This is a genomic window from Serratia surfactantfaciens, assembly GCF_001642805.2.
Taxonomy (GTDB): domain Bacteria; phylum Pseudomonadota; class Gammaproteobacteria; order Enterobacterales; family Enterobacteriaceae; genus Serratia; species Serratia surfactantfaciens.
In genome coordinates this window covers 2,319,937-2,338,259 of sequence record NZ_CP016948.1, presented here as the reverse complement: position 1 = coordinate 2,338,259, position 18,323 = coordinate 2,319,937, and the positions used below count along the sequence as shown (strand labels likewise).

The window sequence follows — 18,323 nt, the reverse complement described above, 5'->3', positions numbered from 1 at the left end:
CCCCTATACTTTGGTGGTATTCCTCTCCCGACGCACGCGTCGCCGCCCGCTTTCTCTTGATCGCAATCAATTTGCCGCCGCTTGGCCGTCAGTAGGCTGGCGGCAGATTGAGCATGTCTTCTTATAACGACAAGAGCCTTCAGGAGCATTCCGGATGAGCAAATTTTTAGACCGTTTCCGCTATTTCAAGCAGTTGGCGGAGCCTTTTTCTGGCGAGCACGGCCAGACCTTGAACACCAACCGCGACTGGGAAGACGGCTACCGCAGCCGCTGGCAGCACGACAAAGTGGTGCGTTCCACCCACGGCGTGAACTGCACCGGTTCCTGCAGTTGGAAGATCTACGTGAAGAATGGTCTGGTGACCTGGGAAACCCAGCAAACCGACTATCCGCGCACCCGTCCCGATCTGCCCAACCATGAACCGCGCGGCTGCCCGCGCGGCGCCAGCTACTCCTGGTACCTGTACAGCGCCAACCGGCTGAAATACCCGCTGATGCGCAAGCGCCTGCTCAAGCTGTGGCGCGAGGCGAAAGCGCAGCACAGCGATCCGGTCGCGGCCTGGGGCTCTATCGTCGGCGATGCGGAAAAAGCCAAAAGTTACAAGGTCGCGCGCGGCCGCGGCGGTTTCGTCCGCTCCAGCTGGCAGGAGGTCAATGAACTGATCGCCGCCGCCAACGTCTACACCGCCAAAACCTTCGGCCCGGATCGCATTATCGGCTTCTCGCCGATCCCGGCGATGTCGATGGTGTCCTACGCCGCCGGCGCCCGCTACCTGTCGCTGATCGGCGGCGCCTGCCTGAGCTTCTACGACTGGTATTGCGATCTGCCGCCGGCCTCGCCGATGACCTGGGGCGAACAGACCGACGTGCCGGAATCCGCCGACTGGTATAACTCCTCCTACATTATCGCCTGGGGCTCCAACGTGCCGCAGACGCGCACCCCGGACGCCCACTTCTTTACCGAAGTGCGTTACAAGGGCACCAAAACCGTAGCGGTGACGCCGGACTATGCCGAAGTCGCCAAGCTGTGCGACCACTGGCTGAATCCGAAGCAGGGCACCGACAGCGCGATGGCGCTGGCGATGGGCCACGTGATGCTGAAAGAGTTCCACCTGGATCGCGAAGTCGGCTACTTCCGCGACTATGTGCGTCGCTATACCGACATGCCGATGCTGGTGCTGCTGGAGCCGCGTGAAGGCGGCCATTACGCCGCCGGTCGCCTGCTGCGCGCCGCCGATCTGGTGGACGGGCTGGGCCAGGAAAACAATCCCGAGTGGAAAACCGTCGCTATCGACGGCCGCAGCGGCGATCTGGTGGCGCCGCAGGGCTCCATCGGTTTCCGCTGGGGCGAAAAGGGCAAGTGGAACCTGGAACAGCGCGAAGGCAAGGCGCAGCAGGAAGTCGAGCTGCAGCTCAGCCTGTTGGGCGTGCATGACGAGGTTGCCGAGGTGGGCTTCCCATACTTCGGCGGCGCCGACAGCGAGCATTTCAACAGCGTGGCACTGGACGAGATCCTGCTGCACAAGCTGCCGGTGAAACGCCTGCAGCTGGCTGACGGCAGCGAAGCGCTGGTGACCAGCGTGTACGATCTGACGCTGGCCAACTACGGCCTCGAGCGCGGGCTGGCCGATGCCAACTGCGCCGCCGACTATGACGAGGTCAAGGCCTACAGCCCGGCCTGGGCCGAACAGATCACCGGCGTGTCGCGCCACAACATCATTCGCATTGCCCGCGAGTTCGCGGAAAACGCCGAGAAGACCCACGGCCGTTCGATGATCATCGTCGGCGCCGGCGTCAACCACTGGTATCACATGGACATGACCTACCGCGGCCTGATCAACATGCTGATCTTCTGCGGTTGCGTCGGCCAGAGCGGCGGCGGCTGGGCGCACTACGTCGGCCAGGAAAAACTGCGGCCGCAAACCGGCTGGCTGCCGCTGGCGTTCGGCCTCGACTGGCAGCGCCCGCCGCGCCACATGAACAGCACCTCGTTCTTCTACAACCATTCCAGCCAATGGCGCTATGAAACCGTCGGCACCGACGAGCTGCTGTCGCCGCTGGCGGACAAGTCGCGCTTCGGCGGCAGCCTGATCGACTTCAACGTGCGCGCCGAGCGCATGGGCTGGCTGCCGTCGGCGCCGCAGCTGGGCACCAACCCGCTGCACCTGGCGGAGCAGGCCCGCGCGGCCGGCCAATCGCCGGTCGAATTTACCGTCGACAGCCTGAAGAACGGCTCGCTGGGCTTTGCCGCCGAGCAGCCGGACAATCCGCAGAACTTCCCGCGCAACCTGTTCGTCTGGCGCTCCAACCTGCTGGGCTCTTCCGGCAAGGGCCATGAGTACATGCTCAAATACCTGTTGGGCACCGAAAACGGCATTCAGGGCAAAGATCTCGGCCAGCAGGGTGGCGTGAAGCCGCAGGAAGTGGAATGGCGCGAGCAGGGCGGCGAAGGCAAGCTGGATCTGGTGGTGACGCTCGATTTCCGCATGTCGAGCACCTGCCTGTACTCCGACGTGGTGCTGCCGACCGCCACCTGGTACGAAAAAGACGACATGAACACCTCCGACATGCACCCGTTCATTCATCCGCTGTCGGCGGCGGTCGATCCGGCCTGGGACTCGAAGAGCGACTGGGAGATCTACAAAGGCATCGCCAAGGCCTTCTCCGAGGTGTGCGTCGGCCATCTGGGCCAGGAAACCGACGTGGTGACGCTGCCTATCCAGCACGATTCCGCTGCCGAACTGGCGCAGCCTTACGGCGTGCAGGACTGGAAGAAAGGCGAATGCGACCTGATCCCCGGTAAAACCGCGCCGCACATCATCGCGGTGGAGCGCGATTACCCGGCCACCTACGAGCGCTTCACCTCGCTGGGGCCGCTGCTGGACAAACTGGGCAACGGCGGCAAGGGCATCAGCTGGAATACCCAAACCGAGGTCGATTTCCTCAAGCAGCTGAACTACGTCAAGGCCGACGGCCCGGCGGCGGGGCGGCCGAAGATCGAAAGCGCGATAGACGCGGCGGAAGTGATCCTGTCGCTGGCGCCGGAAACCAACGGCCAGGTGGCGGTAAAAGCCTGGGAGGCCTTGAGCAACGTCACCGGCCGCGATCACCGGCATCTGGCGCTGAACAAGGAAGACGAAAAAATTCGCTTCCGCGACATTCAGGCGCAGCCGCGCAAAATCATCTCCAGCCCGACCTGGTCTGGCCTGGAGGATGAACACGTTTCCTATAACGCCTGCTACACCAACGTGCACGAGCTGATCCCGTGGCGCACGCTCAGCGGCCGCCAGCAGCTGTATCAGGATCACGAGTGGATGCGCGCCTTCGGCGAAAGCCTGCTGGTGTACCGGCCGCCGATCGACACCCGCGCCGCCCAGCCGCTGCTCAACAGCAAGCCGAACGGCAATAAGGAGAAGGCGCTGAACTTCCTGACGCCGCACCAGAAGTGGGGTATCCACTCCACCTACAGCGACAACCTGCTGATGCTGACGCTGTCGCGCGGCGGGCCGATCGTCTGGCTGAGCGAAGACGACGCCAAAGATCTGGGCATCGCGGACAACGACTGGATCGAGGCCTTCAACGCCAACGGCGCGCTGACGGCGCGCGCGGTGGTCAGCCAGCGTATTCCGGCAGGCATGACCATGATGTATCACGCGCAGGAGCGCATCGTGAATCTGCCTGGCTCGGAGATCACCAGCCAACGCGGCGGCATCCACAACTCGGTGACCCGCGCCTGTCCGAAGCCGACCCACATGATCGGCGGCTATGCGCAGCTGGCCTACGGCTTCAACTACTACGGCACCGTCGGCTCCAACCGAGACGAGTTCGTGGTGGTGCGCAAGATGAACCGCATTGATTGGTTGGACGACGAAGGCAACGACTACGCGCAGGGCAGTCAGCAGGAGAACAGCAAATGAAAATTCGTTCGCAAGTCGGCATGGTGCTGAATCTGGACAAGTGCATCGGTTGCCACACCTGTTCGGTTACCTGCAAGAACGTCTGGACCAGCCGAGAAGGCATGGAATACGCCTGGTTCAACAACGTGGAAAGCAAACCCGGCGTCGGCTATCCGCACGCCTGGGAAGATCAGGAAAAATGGAAGGGCGGCTGGATCCGTAAAATCAACGGCAAGTTGGAGCCGCGCATGGGCAACCGCGTCGGCGTGCTGGCGAAAATCTTCGCCAACCCGGACGTGCCGGCGCTGGACGACTACTACGAGCCGTTCGATTACGACTACCAGCATCTGCACACCGCCAAACAGGGCAAACACCAGCCGGTGGCGCGCCCGCGCTCGCTGATCACCGGCCAGCGCATGAACAAGATCGAAAGCGGCCCGAACTGGGAAGAGATCCTTGGCGGGGAATTTGAAAAGCGCTCGCAGGACAAGAACTTCGACAACCTGCAGAAGGCGATGTACGGCCAGTTCGAAAACACCTTCATGATGTATTTGCCGCGTCTGTGCGAGCACTGCCTTAATCCGGCCTGCGTCGCCACCTGCCCGAGCGGGGCGATTTACAAACGCGGCGAAGACGGCATCGTGCTGATCGACCAGGACAAGTGCCGCGGCTGGCGCATGTGCCTGACCGGCTGCCCGTACAAGAAAATCTACTTCAACTGGAAGAGCGGCAAGTCCGAGAAGTGCATCTTCTGCTACCCGCGCATCGAAGCCGGGCAGCCGACGGTGTGTTCGGAGACCTGCGTCGGCCGCATTCGTTACCTCGGTGTGCTGCTGTACGACGCCGATCGCATCGAGCAGGCGGCGGCGGTGGAGAACGACAAGGACTTGTATCAGAGCCAGCTCGATATCTTCCTCGATCCGCATGACCCGGCGGTGATCGCTCAGGCGTTGGCGGACGGCGTGCCGCAGGGCGTCATTGAAGCCGCCCAGCAGTCGCCGGTGTACAAAATGGCGATGGACTGGAAACTGGCGCTGCCGCTGCACCCGGAATACCGCACGCTGCCGATGGTCTGGTACGTGCCGCCATTGTCGCCGATTCAGTCTGCCGCCGACGCCGGCGAGCTGGCGCACAGCGGCGTATTGCCGGACGTCGAGAGCCTGCGCATTCCGGTGCAGTATCTGGCAAACCTGCTGACCGCCGGCGATACCGAACCGGTATTGTTGGCGCTGAAGCGCATGCTGGCGATGCGCCACTACAAACGGGCGGAAACCGTCGACGGCGTAGTGGATACCAGCGCGCTGGAGCAGGTCGGTCTGAGTGAAGCGCAGGCGCAGGAGATGTACCGCTACCTGGCGATCGCCAACTATGAAGATCGCTTTGTGGTGCCGTCGAGCCACCGCGAACTGGCGCGCGAAGCCTTCCCGGAAAGCAAAGGCTGCGGCTTCAGCTTCGGCGACGGTTGCCACGGCAGCGACGGCAAGTTCAACCTGTTCAACAGCCGCCGTATCGATGCCATCGACGTGACCGCGAAAACTGCGCGGCCGGAGGACGCCTCATGATCAGCCTGAAAGTGATCGCCCGCCTGCTGGATTACCCGGAGCAGGCGCTGTTTGACCATCAGCAGACGCTGATCGAAGCATTGGAGCCGGCCAGCGAGCTGGATCTGCACCACAGCGCGCAGCTGATTCTGTTTATCCGCCGCCTGTGCGCGCGCCCGTTGCTGGACGCGCAGGCCGACTATTGCGAACTGTTCGATCGTGGCCGCGCCACCTCGCTGTTGCTGTTTGAACACGTGCACGGCGAATCGCGCGATCGCGGCCAGGCGATGGTCGATCTGATGGCCCAGTACCGCGCCGCCGGGCTGGAGATCGACAGCCGTGAGCTGCCGGACTTCCTGCCGCTGTACCTGGAGTATCTGGCCAGCCGCAACGCGGCGCAAGCGCGCGAAGGGCTGCAGGACATCGCGCCGATCCTGGCGCTGCTGGGGGCGCGTTTGCAGCAGCGTGAAAGCCCGTATGCGGTGCTGTTCGATTTGCTGCTGGCGTTGTCCGGCAGCGAGGTGCAGGCGCAGGCGCTGGAGATGCAGGTGGCGCAAGAGGCGCGCGACGATACGCCGCAGGCGCTGGATGCGGTGTGGGAAGAGGAGCAGGTCAAGTTTCTCGGTGAACAGGGCTGCGCTTCCGCCCAGCAGACGGCGCACCAGCGGCGCTTTGCCGGCGCGGTGGCGCCACAGTATCTGGACCTGACGGATGCGTTAACCGGAACCAAAGGACGCTAATCATGCAATTTTTGAATCAGTTCTTCTTCGACATCTACCCTTATCTGGCCGGTGCGGTGTTCCTGATCGGCAGCTGGCTGCGCTACGACTACGGGCAGTACAGCTGGCGCGCCGGTTCCAGCCAGATGCTGGATAAAAAGGGCATGCGCCTGGCGTCCAACCTGTTTCATATCGGCATTATCGGCATCTTCGCCGGCCACTTCCTCGGCATGCTGACGCCGCACTGGATGTATGAGGCCTTCCTGCCGATCGACGTGAAGCAGAAGCTGGCGATGATCGCCGGCGGCGCCTGCGGCCTGATGACGCTGATCGGCGGCGCACTGTTGCTCAAACGCCGGTTAACCAACCCGCGGGTGCGTGCTACCAGCAGCTTCGCCGACATCATGATCCTGACGTTGCTGGTGGTGCAGGTGTGCCTCGGCCTGCTGACCATTCCGTTCTCCGCCCAGCATATGGACGGCAGCGAAATGATGAAGCTGGTGGCCTGGGCCCAGGCGGTGGTGACCTTCCACGCCGGTGCCTCTGCACATCTCGAAGGGGTGGCGCTGATCTTCAAGCTGCACATGGTGCTGGGCATGACGCTGTTTGTACTGTTCCCATTCTGCCGCCTGGTGCATATCTGGAGTGCGCCGGTGGAATACCTGACCCGCCGTTACCAGCTGGTGCGCAACCGCCGTTGAGCCTGACCTCGCCGCCGCTGATCGCCAGCGGCGGCGCTATTCCGATAATTCGCCCGCCGTCTGCCCATTCTCCCCGCCATGTCGTAAACTGAATATCTCAGTCATGTTACGCTTATGCTTACGCCGACGGACGTCGGCCCGTGGTAGCCGATAACAAGAGATACCGCCTTGATGAAAGGCATTTTGGGATATAAAAACCGGGGATGATCCGCGTGGCCTTCGCGTCGTGCGGGAGAATCGCTTTATGGATAGTCAGGTTAATCAATAACAATAATGACCACACAATTTTGCTCACCCGAGCCGCTGCCTCTGAAAATCATCGCCACCGGGGCTGCGTTGCCGCCCAACCGCGTGGCTTCTTCTACGCTCGATGCCCGCCTGGGGAAACCGGCCGGCTACGTTGAGAAACGCTCGGGCATCGTTTACCGCTATCATGCCGCCGACGACGCCAGCCAGGCCGATCTCGCCGCCGCCGCGCTGCAAGACGCGCTGGTTCGCAGCGCCCTCCCGGCAGCCTCTATCGACCTGCTGATCTCCGCCTCGGCGATTTCGGTGCAGGCGCTGCCGTGCACCGCCGCGCACATTCTCAAGGTGGCGGGGCTGGCGCCGGGCACGCCGGGCTTCGACATCAACAGCAGCTGCGTCAGCTTTATCTCTGCGCTGCAGGTGGCGGCGGGGCTGTTGAACGCCGGAACGTATCGACGCATCGCCATCGTCTCGGCCGATCTCGCTTCACGCGGCATCGACTGGCAGCACGAAGAGTCGTCGCTGATCTTCGGCGACGGCGCCGCCTGCGCCATCGTGGAACGCGGCGACGGCGCCAGCGGCATCCTCGCCAGCCTGGTGGAAACCTATCCCGCCGGCAGCGAGCTGTGCGAAATCCGCGCCGGCGGCACGCGGCGCAACCCGCGCGCCGGCATGTGCGAGCAAGACTTCCTGTTTCATATGCAGGGCAAGCCGCTGTTCCGCCAGGCGTCGGCGCTAATTGAGGATTACCTCGACCGGCTGCTGAGCGCCAGCGGTTTGACCCTGGCGCAGATCGCCACCGTGGTGCCGCATCAGGCCAGTCATCTGTCGCTCGAACATATGCGCAAGCGGCTGCACGTCTCCAGCGAGGCGCTGGTGGATATCTACCGCCATCATGGCAATCAGGTGGCGGCGTCGATTCCGACGGCGCTGCATGCCGCCGTGACCACCGGGCGCTTCAATCCCGGTCGGCCGGTGATGCTGATCGGCACCGCCGCCGGGCTGGCGCTGGCCGGCATGGTGTTGCTGCCATGAGGGTGCTGGTCACCGGGGCGACCAGCGGGCTGGGGCGCAACGCGGCGCAGTGGCTGCTGGAGGCGGGACATCAGGTGCGCGCCACCGGCCGCGACGAGCGGGCCGGCGAAGCGTTGCGTCAACTGGGCGCCGAGTTTTTCTCGCTCGATCTGGCGCAGGCCACGCCGCAGCAGTGCCGGCAGTTGGTGACCGGCTGCGAGTGGGTGTGGCACTGCGCGGCCAAGTCCTCGCCCTGGGGCGGCAAAGCGGAGTTTCACCGCATCAACGCCGCCGCAACGGAGAAACTGGCGGAGGCGGCGGGGCGCTGCGGCGTGCGGCGCTTCGTGCATATCTCCACGCCGGCGATCTACTTCGATTTTCGGCCGCATTACGATCTGGACGAAGGTTTCCGTGCCCGGCGCTTCGCCAATCACTATGCCGCCAGCAAGCACGTCGCCGAGCAGCGGCTGTTGGCGCAGGCGAAAATCTATCCGCAAACCACCTACATTATTCTGCGGCCGCGCGGCCTGTTTGGCCCGCACGATCGGGTGATCGTGCCGCGGCTGTTACAGCAGCTCGACCGCGATCGCGGCGTGCTGCGGCTGCCCGGCGGCGGGCAAGCGCTGCTGGATCTGACCTTCGCCCCCAACGTTGTGCACGCGATGGAACTGGCCAGCCGGCAGCGCGGGTTGCCGTCCGGCGCCGTTTACAACATTACCAACCACCAGCCGCAGCGGTTGGCGGAGATGCTGGATGCGTTGCTGCGTCAGGAGCTGGGGCTGAGCTACCGGCTGCAGGCGGTGCCTTATCCGCTGCTGCACGCGCTGGCCGGCGGCATGGAGCTGTGGGCGACGCTGAGCGGCAAGGAACCGCTGCTGACGCGCTACAGCGTGGCGGCGGTGCATTTTGACATGACGCTGAGCCAGACCCGCGCGATCGAAGAGCTGGGCTATCGGCCGCGTTACTCTATGGAGGAGGGCATTCGCCTGACCGGCGAGTGGCTGCGGCAGCAAGGAGGCATACAGCATGGCTAAGGTCACCGTTTTTGAAGTGGGTTACTGCACGCATATCGGCTGCATGGCGCTGCGCGGCGCCGGGTTCCGGGTGTGCAAATTCCCGGCGCGCGCCTATCTGCTGGAGGTGGGAGAGCGGCGCTGGCTGTGGGATACCGGCTATGCGCGTTATTTTCAGCAGCACACGCAGTCGGGGCTGTTCAGCCTTTACCGCCGAATGACGCCGGTCTATTTCGATCCCGCCGAGTCGTTGGCGCATCAGCTGCGCGCCGCCGGTTACGCCGAGGGGGATATTCAGACGCTGATCGTCTCGCATTTTCACGCTGATCACATCGCCGGGCTGCATGATTTCGGTCAACTCGACTTTATTTGTTCTGGCGAGGGCTGGCGGCAAACCCGTGATCTGCGCGGTTTCGCGGCGCTGAAGCGCGCCTTTATTCCCGGCCTGATCCCGCCGGATTTCGAGAGCAACCTGCAGTTGATGGAAGCTTTTCCCTCGGTGGCGTTGCCCGCGCTGCTGGCACCGTTCGAGCGCGGCTATGCGCTGCCGGGCAGCGAAGGGCAGATCGTGCTGGTGCCGTTGCCGGGGCATGCGGCCGGCCATATCGGCGCCTTTATTCTCACCGACGCCGGTTGGACGCTGCTGGCCAGCGACGCCGCCTGGTCGCCGCAGAGTTACCAGACGCTGCGCGGGCCTTCGCGCCTGGCCAATCTGGTGATGGACGACGCGGCGGCGTATACCCGCACGCTGGAGCGGCTCAACCAGCTGTGGGCGGGCGGCCAGGTCAACATTTTGCTGTGCCACGAGGGGGACCTGTGATCCCCTTCATGACTCTTTGGCACTATTTTCGCGCCCGGCGCCTGCGCTTTGGCGATCGTGCGGCGCTGGAGGCGCATCAGGCCCGCCAGCTCGCGGGCTTTGCCCGTCGGGTGCTGAGCAAGAGCCCCTATTTTCAAGGCTTCAGCCGCCGGCCGTTCGCCGAATGGCCGCAGATGGACAAGGCGTTGATGATGGAGCTATTCGATCGGATGAACACCGCCGGGCTGCAACGCGATGCGGTGCTGGCCTGCGCGCAGCGCAGCGAGGCGGATCGCGATTTCACGCCGAAGATCGGGCGCTACAGCGTCGGATTGTCGTCCGGCACCTCCGGGCAGCGCGGCGTGTTTGTCGTCAGCCCGCGCGAACAACAGGTGTGGGCCGGCGGCATGCTGGCGAAGATGCTGCCGGACGGGCTGTTGGCCGGCGAGCGCGTCGCGCTGTTTCTGCGGGCGGACAATAATCTTTATCACAGCGTGAACAACCGTTGGCTGAGCCTGGCGTTTTACGATCTGCTGGCGCCGTTCAGCGGGCATCTGCCCGCATTGGAACGGCAGGCACCCAGCATCATTGTGGCGCCGGCGCAGGTGCTGCGCGCGTTGGCGTTGGCGGTGCTGGCCGGGCAGGTGAAGCTGCCGGTCAAAAAAGCGATCTCGGTCGCCGAGGTGTTGGAAGAGCAGGATCGCCGCCTGCTGTTGCAGGTATTTCCGGCGGTCGGCGAAGTGTATCAGGCTACCGAAGGTTTCCTCGCCGCCACCTGCGCGCACGGTACGTTGCATCTGAACGAAGAGTTCTTGCATATTGAACCGCAGTGGATCGACGAATTGCGTTTCACGCCGCTGATCACCGACTTTACCCGCCGTACCCAGCCTATCGTGCGCTATCGGCTGGACGATGTGCTGGTGCTGCGCAAGGAGCCCTGTCCGTGCGGGCAACCGACGCGGGCGATCGCCCGCATCGAGGGGCGGCGTGACGATCAGCTGATGCTGCCCGATACGCAGCGGCAACCGCAGGCGGTGTTCGCCGATGCTTGCAGCCGGACGATCGCCAATGCGCTGCCGTTAACCAGCGATTACCGGCTGATCCAGCATGGCGAACGGCGACTGGAGCTGATCGCCGATTGCAGCCAGGCTGAATTGGTGCACTGCCAGGCGCAGTTGAACGCGCTGTTCGCTCGCCAGGGCATCGCCACCGAATGGCTGGAATGGCGGTTGACGGCGCAGGCGGTGCTGCCGCAGTTCGACCGCAAACGGCGGCGCATTGTGCGCCGGGCGGAGGAGACATGAAAAACGCACTGTTCAGGCTGTGGCAGATGCTGCTGGGCTGGGGGACGGTTGGCATCGTGTATAACCTGACCGATCGCTTGCAGGGGGCGGGAACGCTGTTGCCGCCGTCGGCGCTTGACCGGGCGATCCCGTTCAGCCCCTCGGCCATCTGGCTTTATCTGTCGTTCTTCCTCATCGTCCCGGCAGGCTATCTGTTGGCGCCACTGCAGCGGATAAAATGGCTGACGCTGGCGATGCAGCTCACCGCGTTGGGCGCCGGTGCGGTTTATCTGTTGTGGCCGACCACCATGGCCTATCCGCAGAACGATGGCGTTGGGATCAGCGCGCAGCTGCTGGCGGCGTTAACCCAGGTGGATTCGCCGCAAAACTGTTTGCCTTCGTTGCACATGGCGTTGACGGTATTGGCGGTGTGGGCGCTGAGCGACGGCGAGCGCAAAATGCGCACGGCGCTGTGGATGCTGTGGGGCGTGGCGATCGCGTTCTCCATTCTGCAACTGCGCCGCCATTTGTTTGTCGATCTGGCCGGCGGCGCGCTGTTGGCGCTGTTCGCCGGCTGGTTGGCTCTGCGCATGCAGACCCTGCGTGGGCGCGTGGTTAAAGGAGAAATGGGATGAGCGATCTGGCGTTGCCGATAGTGTTCATGCTGTTCATCGTGGTGGCCGAGGCGGTGGCGTTGCAGTGGGGGCGCCGTGAACCGGTTAACTGGCACGATCTGGTGTTCAACCTGAACTCCGGCCATATCATGCTGTGGCTGTTCCGCGGCCTGGAAATTACCTGCTACGGCTACGTAGCCGCACATTTCAGTCTGGGGCTGGTAGACGCCTGGCCGCCGCTGTTGATGTGGCTGTTCGCTTTGCTGGCGTGGGACTTCGGTTTCTACTGGCTGCACCGTCTGCACCACCGTTTCCGGCTGCTGTGGGCGGTGCACGTGGTGCACCATCAGGGCGAGCATTTCAATCTGTCGTTGGGGGTGCGCAACTCCTGGTATTCGTCGTTGACGTCGATCCCGTTCTTTTTGCTGCTGGCGCTGGCGGGCGTGCCGCTGTCGGTATTCGTCACGGTGTCGATTTTTCATTACAGCATCCAGCTGTTTAATCACAACGCGCTGACGCCGAAGCTCGGCGTGCTGGAAAACATTCTGGTCACGCCCGCGCACCACCGGGTGCACCACGTCAAGGACATGGCGTATTCCAATAAGAATTTCGGCGGCAGCTTTATCTTCTGGGACAAGCTGTTCGGCACCTTCTGCCCGGCATTGCCGACCACGCCGTTCAGCTATGGCGTCAGCGGCGACAGACCATCCGCCAACCCGTTCTGGGCGAGCAATCTGCCGTTCCTGCGTTATTTACGGCTGGATTGGCGCCCGACGCCCGGGCGGCCGCGCGACCGCCGTTCGGCGTTTAGCGTATTCAGCGGCGCCATGCTGTTGTTCTCATTGGTGGTCGGTTACGTCTACCAATACGGCTATGGCTACGCTGACGTCAGCTGGCCGCAAATGGCGCTGCTGGCGTTGCTGGCGTTGGGATCGGTGGCATTGGGCGGCATGACGGAAGGGCGGCCGTGGGCGAGCGCGCTTTGGTTGTGGATCGCAGTAGGTATGCCGCTGCTGTTTATCGGCTATCTCGGCTGGCCACAGCGCTATTGGCATATCGCCATGGCCGCCGTGGCGCTGCATGCCCTGTGTGTCGCGCTGGGCTGGGGGCGCATGGCCGCGTCGGTCGCCGTGGAGGAGCCGCATGGTTGAATCACTGCCGCCGCTGAGTTTTCCCGCCGATGGCGAACAGGCATTCCACCGCGATCTCAAACGTGCGGCGCATGCCTGCCTGGCGGGCGATCATCGCTATGCCGATGCCGCGCGATTGGCCAAGGCCGCGCTGCTGATGGGGTCGTGTATCGGCTTTTACGCGCTGAGCCTGCTGCAGCATCAGCCCTGGGCGTTTTTCCTCTGTTATTTCCTGTTCGTGACCATGGGCATGCTGCTCAACGTCAACGTCAATCACGATGCTTCACACAACGCTTTCCTGCGCGCGCCCTGGGCCAATCGCCTGGTGGGTCGGTTGGTGACGTTGCCGCTGGGCGTCGATCCGGACTATTGGCGCACGCGGCACGTGGATTACCACCATGTTTACGCCAACGTCGAACACTACGATCTGGACACCGAAGAGAACGGCTTTTTCCGCCAGACGCCGTTCCAGCGCTGGCGGCCCCATATGCGCTATCAGCATCTTTACTGGCCGCTGATCGCCGCGCTCTCGTTGCCTTACATCGCCTGGATTTTCGATTGGTCCGATCGGCTCGATAAAACGCCGCTGCGGGAAAAACGCGTGCTGGCCGGGCGCGGCGGTTGGGCGCTGTTCGTGCTGTGCAAGCTGGCCCATCTGGCGCTGGTGCTGATTGTGCCGCTGATCCTGTGTCATTTGCACGGCATCGGTTGGGGATGGGTGTTGCTGGCCTACGCGCTCAGCCAGATGTGCGCCTCGCTGCTGGTGGTGTTCCTGCTGTTGGGCACCCACTGGGCGCAGGCCGAGTTTTACCCGGCGCCGACGGGCGAGACCATGCCGCACGGCTGGTACCGGCACAATTTTGCCACCGCCTGCGACTGGCAGCCCGAGCCGCGCTGGCTGGAGCACCTGACCGGCGGCTTGAACTATCACCTGACGCATCACCTGTTCCCCGGCTGGAATCACCGCCATTACCCGGCGCTGGCCGCTGCGGTGGCGGAGGTGGCGCAGCGGCACGACATGGCGTACCGCTGCATCGGCTATCGCGAACTGCTGGCGCAGCAACAGCGTTTCCTGCGCCGCATGGGGCAGCCATGAAAGCGCTGCGACCGTTAGCCTATCGGCGCGACGACAGCGGGTTGCATCGCGCGCTGATGCAGGCCGCTCAGCATTATCTGGCGACCAACGGCGACCACCGCTTCGCCGACGGCGGCATGCTGGCGAAGGTGGCGCTGCTGCTGGCGCTGTGCGCTCTGTGTTACGGGCTGAGCCTGCAGCAGCAGAACGGCTGGGCGTTTTTCGCCTGTTACTTCGGTTTTATCTTTATCGGCATGTTCCTGACGGTCAATGTGGTGCACGACGCCTCACACAACGCGTTTTTCCGTCGGCCCTGGGCCAACCGCTGGCTGAACGCCCTGGTGAGCGTGCCGCTGGGGCTGGATCCTGACTGCTGGCGCGTGCGGCATGTGTTGTTCCACCATGCCCATAACAATATCGAACATTACGACCCCGACATCGACGCCAACGGCGTGCTGCGGCAAACGCCGTTCCAGCGTTGGCGGCCCTTTATGCGCGCACAGCGTTACTATTGGCCGCTGGTGGCGGCGCTGACGTTCCCGTACTACATCTGGCTGTTCGACTGGCTGGACCGGGCGGGCCGCACTCGCGTGGCGGCCCGCATGGCGCAGCAGGGCGTGCGTGGCTGGAGCGCTTTTCTGGCGGGGAAGGCGGCGCACCTGCTGCTGGCGCTGGCGATCCCGTGCTGGCTGCTGCCGCCGGCCATCGGCATCGGGCAAATCCTGCTGGTCTATTTGCTGAGCCAGATGCTTTCTTCATTGCTGTTCGTGATGTTGATCATCGGCACCCACTGGGCCAAGGCCAACTTTTACCAGGCGCCGGCGCAGGGCGCGATGCCGCACGGCTGGTATCATCATGTGTTCGCCACTACCTTCGACTGGTTGACCCGGCCGCGCTGGCTGGGCTACTGGTTCGGCGGGGCGAACCTGCATTTGACGCATCATCTGTTCCCGCATTGGAGCCACCGCCATTACCCGGCGCTGAGCCGCATTATCGGCGAGGTGGCGCCGCGTTTCGGCATCGACTACCGGCTGCTTGAGTTGGAGGAACTGTTGCGTCTGCAGCAACGCTTCCTCAGCGCGATGGGACGCAAGCCGCACTAGCGTTGCATGCGGGTTATGCGAGACGTTACGCAGTTCACTAATTGAACGATATTTGCCCTTCCAGTAGACTTTCTCCCTGTGAATCAACGGCCACAGGAGGTGGGGTATGCGGAGTTTACCTATTCGGTTATCCAATGAAATCGACGACAGTTTGAACGATATCGCCCGGCGTCACGGGATGGCCAAAACTGACGTCATACGGCTGGCGTTTGCTTTAATGACGATTGCCGACCGTGAGTGGATGAAACAGGATGGTTCCCGCCTCGGTATCGTGCGTGAAAGCGACGAGGGGCTGGAGGCCGTCGCCGTGGTGGTGGGGATTTTTCCATGAAGCCGCAAAATGAGCGCCCGCAGCTCGATGCTGAAAGGTTGTATTTGGATCCTTCGCTGGTCTTCGACGAAATGGAGCGGCTGCGCCTGGCGCGTCAGGTGCTGTGTGGGATATTTGCGGTCAGCGTGGGCGTATTCGCCGCCCACGCGTATTGGGACAAAAATGAAGCGCTGAATCAGGTGTTCGAGCTGGTGAAGATTGGCGCCTTGCCGCTGGTCACGCTGGTGGTCTCTTTCTACTTTCCCAACAGCGCGGCCAGATAAGGCGCCGCGTTAATGCGACTTCATGCCCGCCGCGGTCATCAGCAAGCGGAACAGTGAGGCGACCACGAACAGCCCCAGCACGCTGGCGCTCCAGATGATCACCAGCCAACCGATGCGTTTCCACCAGGGCGCCGGGGCGGCTGCGGCCGTTTTATCTTGCATAGCGTCCTCCCTCCTCAGTGATAGCCGTGTTCATGGCTGATCTTGCCGCGGAACACGTAGTAGCTCCAGAAGGTGTAGACCAGAATGATCGGGATGATAAACAGCGCGCCTACCAGCATAAACCCAAGGCTCTGCGGCGGTGCGGCGGCGTCCCACAGGCTGATGGCCGGCGGGATCAGGTGCGGCCAGATGCTGATGCCGAGCCCGCTCAGGCCGAGGAACACCAGCAGCAGCGTCAGCATGAACGGCGAGTAGTGCGCGCCGCGTTTCACCCCGCGTTGAATTCCCCAGGCGCTGAGCAGCACCAGCACCGGCACCGGCAGCAGCCAGAACAGGTTCGGCAAGGTAAACCAGCGGGCGGCGATTTCCGGATGGGCGATCGGCGTCCAGATACTGACCGCAGCCAGCACCAGCAACAGGATCGCCAACAGCGGCGTCGCCAGGTGATACATGCGCGCCTGCAGATCACCGGCGGTTTTCATCACCAGCCAGGTGCAACCGAGCAGGGCGTAGGTCACCACCAGCCCCAGCCCGCAGAACAGTGCGAACGGCGTCAGCCAGTCCAGCGCGCCGCCGGCATAGGTGCGGCCCTCGACCGGGAAGCCGTTGATCACGGCGCCCACCACCACCCCCTGGCTGAAGGTGGCGAACAGTGAGCCCCAGATGAACGCCTTGTCCCAGATATGGCGCTTTTCCGGTGTTGCCTTGAAGCGAAACTCGAAGGCCACGCCGCGGAAAATCAGCCCGATCAGCATCAGCGTCAGCGGGATCGCCAGCGCATCGAGGATCACCGAGTAGGCCAGCGGGAAGGCGCCGAACAGCGCCGCGCCGCCCAGCACCAGCCAGGTCTCATTGCCGTCCCACACCGGGGCGACGGTGTTCATCATCAGATCGCGGTCGTCGCTCGCTTTCACCCACGGAAACAGGATGCCGATGCCCAAATCGAAACCGTCCATCACCACGTACATCATGGTGCTGAACACGATGATCACAAACCAAATCAGCGGAAGATCGATGCCCATGTTCAGCTCCTGTCATCCAGAGTGTCGTTGACCGCGGACAGCGGACGCGCCGGGCGGCCCTCGGTATTGTCTTCTTGGTGCTCATGCGGCTGTGGCCCTTTGCGGATCAGGCGCATCATGTAGGAATAACCCACGCCGAACACCGAGCAATAGACGATGATGAACGCCAGCAGGCTGATGCTCATGTGCAGATCGCCGTGCGCGGAGACCGCATCCTTGGTGCGCAGCAGGCCATATACCACCCAGGGCTGGCGGCCGATCTCGGTGGTGAACCAACCCGCGAGCAGCGCCAGCAGCCCGGACGGGCCCATCCACAGAATGAAGTACAGGAACGGACGCGACTGATACAGCCCGCCGCGCCAGCGCAGCCACAGGCTCCACACCCCGGCCAGAATCATCAGCATGCCCAGCCCGACCATGATGCGGAACGACCAGAACACCACGGTGGAGTTGGGGCGATCTTCCGGCGGGAAGGATTTGAGCGCCGGCACTTGCTCGGTCAGGCTGTGCGTCAGGATCAGGCTGCCGAGATAAGGCACCTCCAGCTTGAAGCGAGTCTCTTCACGCTGCATGTCCGGCCAACCGACCAGGATCAGCGGCGTAGCTTCGCCCGGCGGGTTTTCCCAGTGGCCTTCGATGGCGGCGATCTTCGCCGGCTGGTGTTTCAGCGTATTCAGGCCGTGCGCATCGCCGATCAGCGCCTGCACCGGCGCGACGATCAGCGCCATCCACATCGCCATCGACAGCATCTTGCGCATCGCCGGCGTATCGCGGCCGCGCAGCAGGTGCCAGGCGGCGGAAGCGCCGACGAAGAACGCCGAGGAGAGGAAGGCGGCGGTGGACATGTGCAGCAGGCGATACGGGAAGGACGGGTTGAAGATCACCTTCAGCCAGTCGACCGGCACCACCTGGCCGTTGATAATTTCGTGTCCCTGCGGGGTTTGCATCCAGCTGTTAGAGGCCAGGATCCAGAAGGTGGAGATCAGCGTGCCGAGTGCCACCATACAGGTAGCGAAGAAGTGCAGCCCTGGGCCGACGCGGTTCCAGCCGAACAGCATCACACCGAGGAAACCGGCTTCGAGGAAGAAGGCGGTCAGTACTTCGTAGGTCAGCAGCGGCCCGGTAATGCTGCCGGCGAACTCGGAGAAGAAGCTCCAGTTGGTGCCGAACTGGTAGGCCATCACCAACCCGGAAACCACGCCCATGCCGAAGTTAACGGCGAAAATCTTTGACCAGAAATGGTAAAGCTCACGATAGGCTTCATTGTGCGTTTTCAACCATAATCCCTCCAGCACCGCCAGATAGCTGGCTAAACCGATGGTGATGGCGGGGAAGATGATATGGAAAGACACGGTGAAGGCGAACTGTATTCTGGCGAGTTCCAGTGCATCAAGACCCAGCATGGCGCCTCC

At 63.2% G+C, this 18,323-nt stretch carries 17 protein-coding genes; 14 read left to right on the top strand and 3 right to left on the bottom strand.

Going from position 1 to position 18,323, the window contains the following annotated elements; translation table 11 throughout:
• Positions 1 to 154 precede the first annotated feature (154 nt).
• The 14 genes from ATE40_RS11035 to ATE40_RS10970 all read left to right on the top strand — a co-directional run bounded on the left by ATE40_RS11035 (position 155) and on the right by ATE40_RS10970 (position 15,727).
• The gene (locus ATE40_RS11035) at positions 155 to 3,916 is read left to right on the top strand and encodes a nitrate reductase subunit alpha (RefSeq protein ID WP_063918518.1); all 3,762 of its coding nucleotides are present in this window, start codon (positions 155 to 157) and stop codon (positions 3,914 to 3,916) included.
• A complete protein-coding gene (narH, locus tag ATE40_RS11030; RefSeq protein ID WP_049240570.1) occupies positions 3,913 to 5,457 on the top strand; it encodes a nitrate reductase subunit beta in 1,545 nt (514 codons plus the stop codon). Before ATE40_RS11035 ends, narH begins: the two co-directional genes overlap by 4 nt.
• A complete protein-coding gene (narJ, locus tag ATE40_RS11025; RefSeq protein WP_063918517.1) occupies positions 5,454 to 6,176 on the top strand; it encodes a nitrate reductase molybdenum cofactor assembly chaperone in 723 nt (240 codons plus the stop codon). Before narH ends, narJ begins: the two co-directional genes overlap by 4 nt.
• A 2-nt stretch (positions 6,177 to 6,178) precedes the next feature.
• Positions 6,179 to 6,856 carry a respiratory nitrate reductase subunit gamma gene (gene narI / locus ATE40_RS11020; protein ID WP_019452883.1) on the top strand — a complete coding sequence of 226 codons (678 nt, stop codon included), beginning with the start codon at positions 6,179 to 6,181 and terminating at the stop codon, positions 6,854 to 6,856.
• Between the two features lie 273 nt (positions 6,857 to 7,129).
• On the top strand, positions 7,130 to 8,137 hold the full coding sequence (locus ATE40_RS11015; RefSeq protein ID WP_063918516.1) for a 3-oxoacyl-[acyl-carrier-protein] synthase III C-terminal domain-containing protein: 1,008 nt from the start codon (positions 7,130 to 7,132) through the stop codon (positions 8,135 to 8,137).
• Complete coding sequence (locus ATE40_RS11010; protein WP_019452881.1) at positions 8,134 to 9,150, top strand: NAD-dependent epimerase/dehydratase family protein; 1,017 nt, start codon at positions 8,134 to 8,136, stop codon at positions 9,148 to 9,150. The genes ATE40_RS11015 and ATE40_RS11010 overlap by 4 nt, the downstream gene beginning before the upstream one ends.
• Positions 9,143 to 9,949 carry an MBL fold metallo-hydrolase gene (locus tag ATE40_RS11005; RefSeq protein ID WP_063918515.1) on the top strand — a complete coding sequence of 269 codons (807 nt, stop codon included), beginning with the start codon at positions 9,143 to 9,145 and terminating at the stop codon, positions 9,947 to 9,949. Before ATE40_RS11010 ends, ATE40_RS11005 begins: the two co-directional genes overlap by 8 nt.
• On the top strand, positions 9,946 to 11,232 hold the full coding sequence (locus ATE40_RS11000) for a F390 synthetase-related protein (RefSeq protein WP_063918514.1): 1,287 nt from the start codon (positions 9,946 to 9,948) through the stop codon (positions 11,230 to 11,232). Before ATE40_RS11005 ends, ATE40_RS11000 begins: the two co-directional genes overlap by 4 nt.
• A complete protein-coding gene (locus ATE40_RS10995) occupies positions 11,229 to 11,846 on the top strand; it encodes a phosphatase PAP2 family protein (protein WP_019452878.1) in 618 nt (205 codons plus the stop codon). The genes ATE40_RS11000 and ATE40_RS10995 overlap by 4 nt, the downstream gene beginning before the upstream one ends.
• Entirely contained in the window at positions 11,843 to 12,976 is a 1,134-nt protein-coding gene (locus tag ATE40_RS10990; protein ID WP_063918513.1) for a sterol desaturase family protein, read from the top strand. The genes ATE40_RS10995 and ATE40_RS10990 overlap by 4 nt, the downstream gene beginning before the upstream one ends.
• The gene (locus ATE40_RS10985; protein WP_063918512.1) at positions 12,969 to 14,051 is read left to right on the top strand and encodes a fatty acid desaturase family protein; all 1,083 of its coding nucleotides are present in this window, start codon (positions 12,969 to 12,971) and stop codon (positions 14,049 to 14,051) included. Before ATE40_RS10990 ends, ATE40_RS10985 begins: the two co-directional genes overlap by 8 nt.
• On the top strand, positions 14,048 to 15,133 hold the full coding sequence (locus tag ATE40_RS10980) for an acyl-CoA desaturase (RefSeq protein ID WP_019452875.1): 1,086 nt from the start codon (positions 14,048 to 14,050) through the stop codon (positions 15,131 to 15,133). The genes ATE40_RS10985 and ATE40_RS10980 overlap by 4 nt, the downstream gene beginning before the upstream one ends.
• Positions 15,134 to 15,239: 106 nt before the next feature.
• Positions 15,240 to 15,464: a hypothetical protein gene (locus ATE40_RS10975; RefSeq protein ID WP_004934623.1), complete on the top strand. Its 225-nt coding sequence runs from the start codon at positions 15,240 to 15,242 to the stop codon at positions 15,462 to 15,464.
• Positions 15,461 to 15,727 carry a hypothetical protein gene (locus tag ATE40_RS10970; protein WP_063918511.1) on the top strand — a complete coding sequence of 89 codons (267 nt, stop codon included), beginning with the start codon at positions 15,461 to 15,463 and terminating at the stop codon, positions 15,725 to 15,727. The genes ATE40_RS10975 and ATE40_RS10970 overlap by 4 nt, the downstream gene beginning before the upstream one ends.
• 9 nt (positions 15,728 to 15,736) lie before the next feature.
• Here the strand turns inward: ATE40_RS10970 and ATE40_RS24190 are convergent, their stop codons facing one another.
• The 3 genes from ATE40_RS24190 to ATE40_RS10960 are packed head-to-tail and all read right to left on the bottom strand — an operon-like array spanning position 15,737 to position 18,314.
• On the bottom strand, positions 15,737 to 15,889 hold the full coding sequence (locus ATE40_RS24190) for a DUF2474 domain-containing protein (protein WP_004934619.1): 153 nt from the start codon (positions 15,887 to 15,889) through the stop codon (positions 15,737 to 15,739).
• Between the two features lie 14 nt (positions 15,890 to 15,903).
• Complete coding sequence (cydB, locus tag ATE40_RS10965) at positions 15,904 to 16,911, bottom strand: cytochrome d ubiquinol oxidase subunit II (RefSeq protein ID WP_063918510.1); 1,008 nt, start codon at positions 16,909 to 16,911, stop codon at positions 15,904 to 15,906.
• A gap of 2 nt (positions 16,912 to 16,913) precedes the next feature.
• Positions 16,914 to 18,314 (bottom strand): cytochrome ubiquinol oxidase subunit I, encoded by a 1,401-nt coding sequence (locus ATE40_RS10960; RefSeq protein WP_004934615.1) that lies wholly within the window; start codon positions 18,312 to 18,314, stop codon positions 16,914 to 16,916.
• Positions 18,315 to 18,323 lie beyond the last annotated feature (9 nt).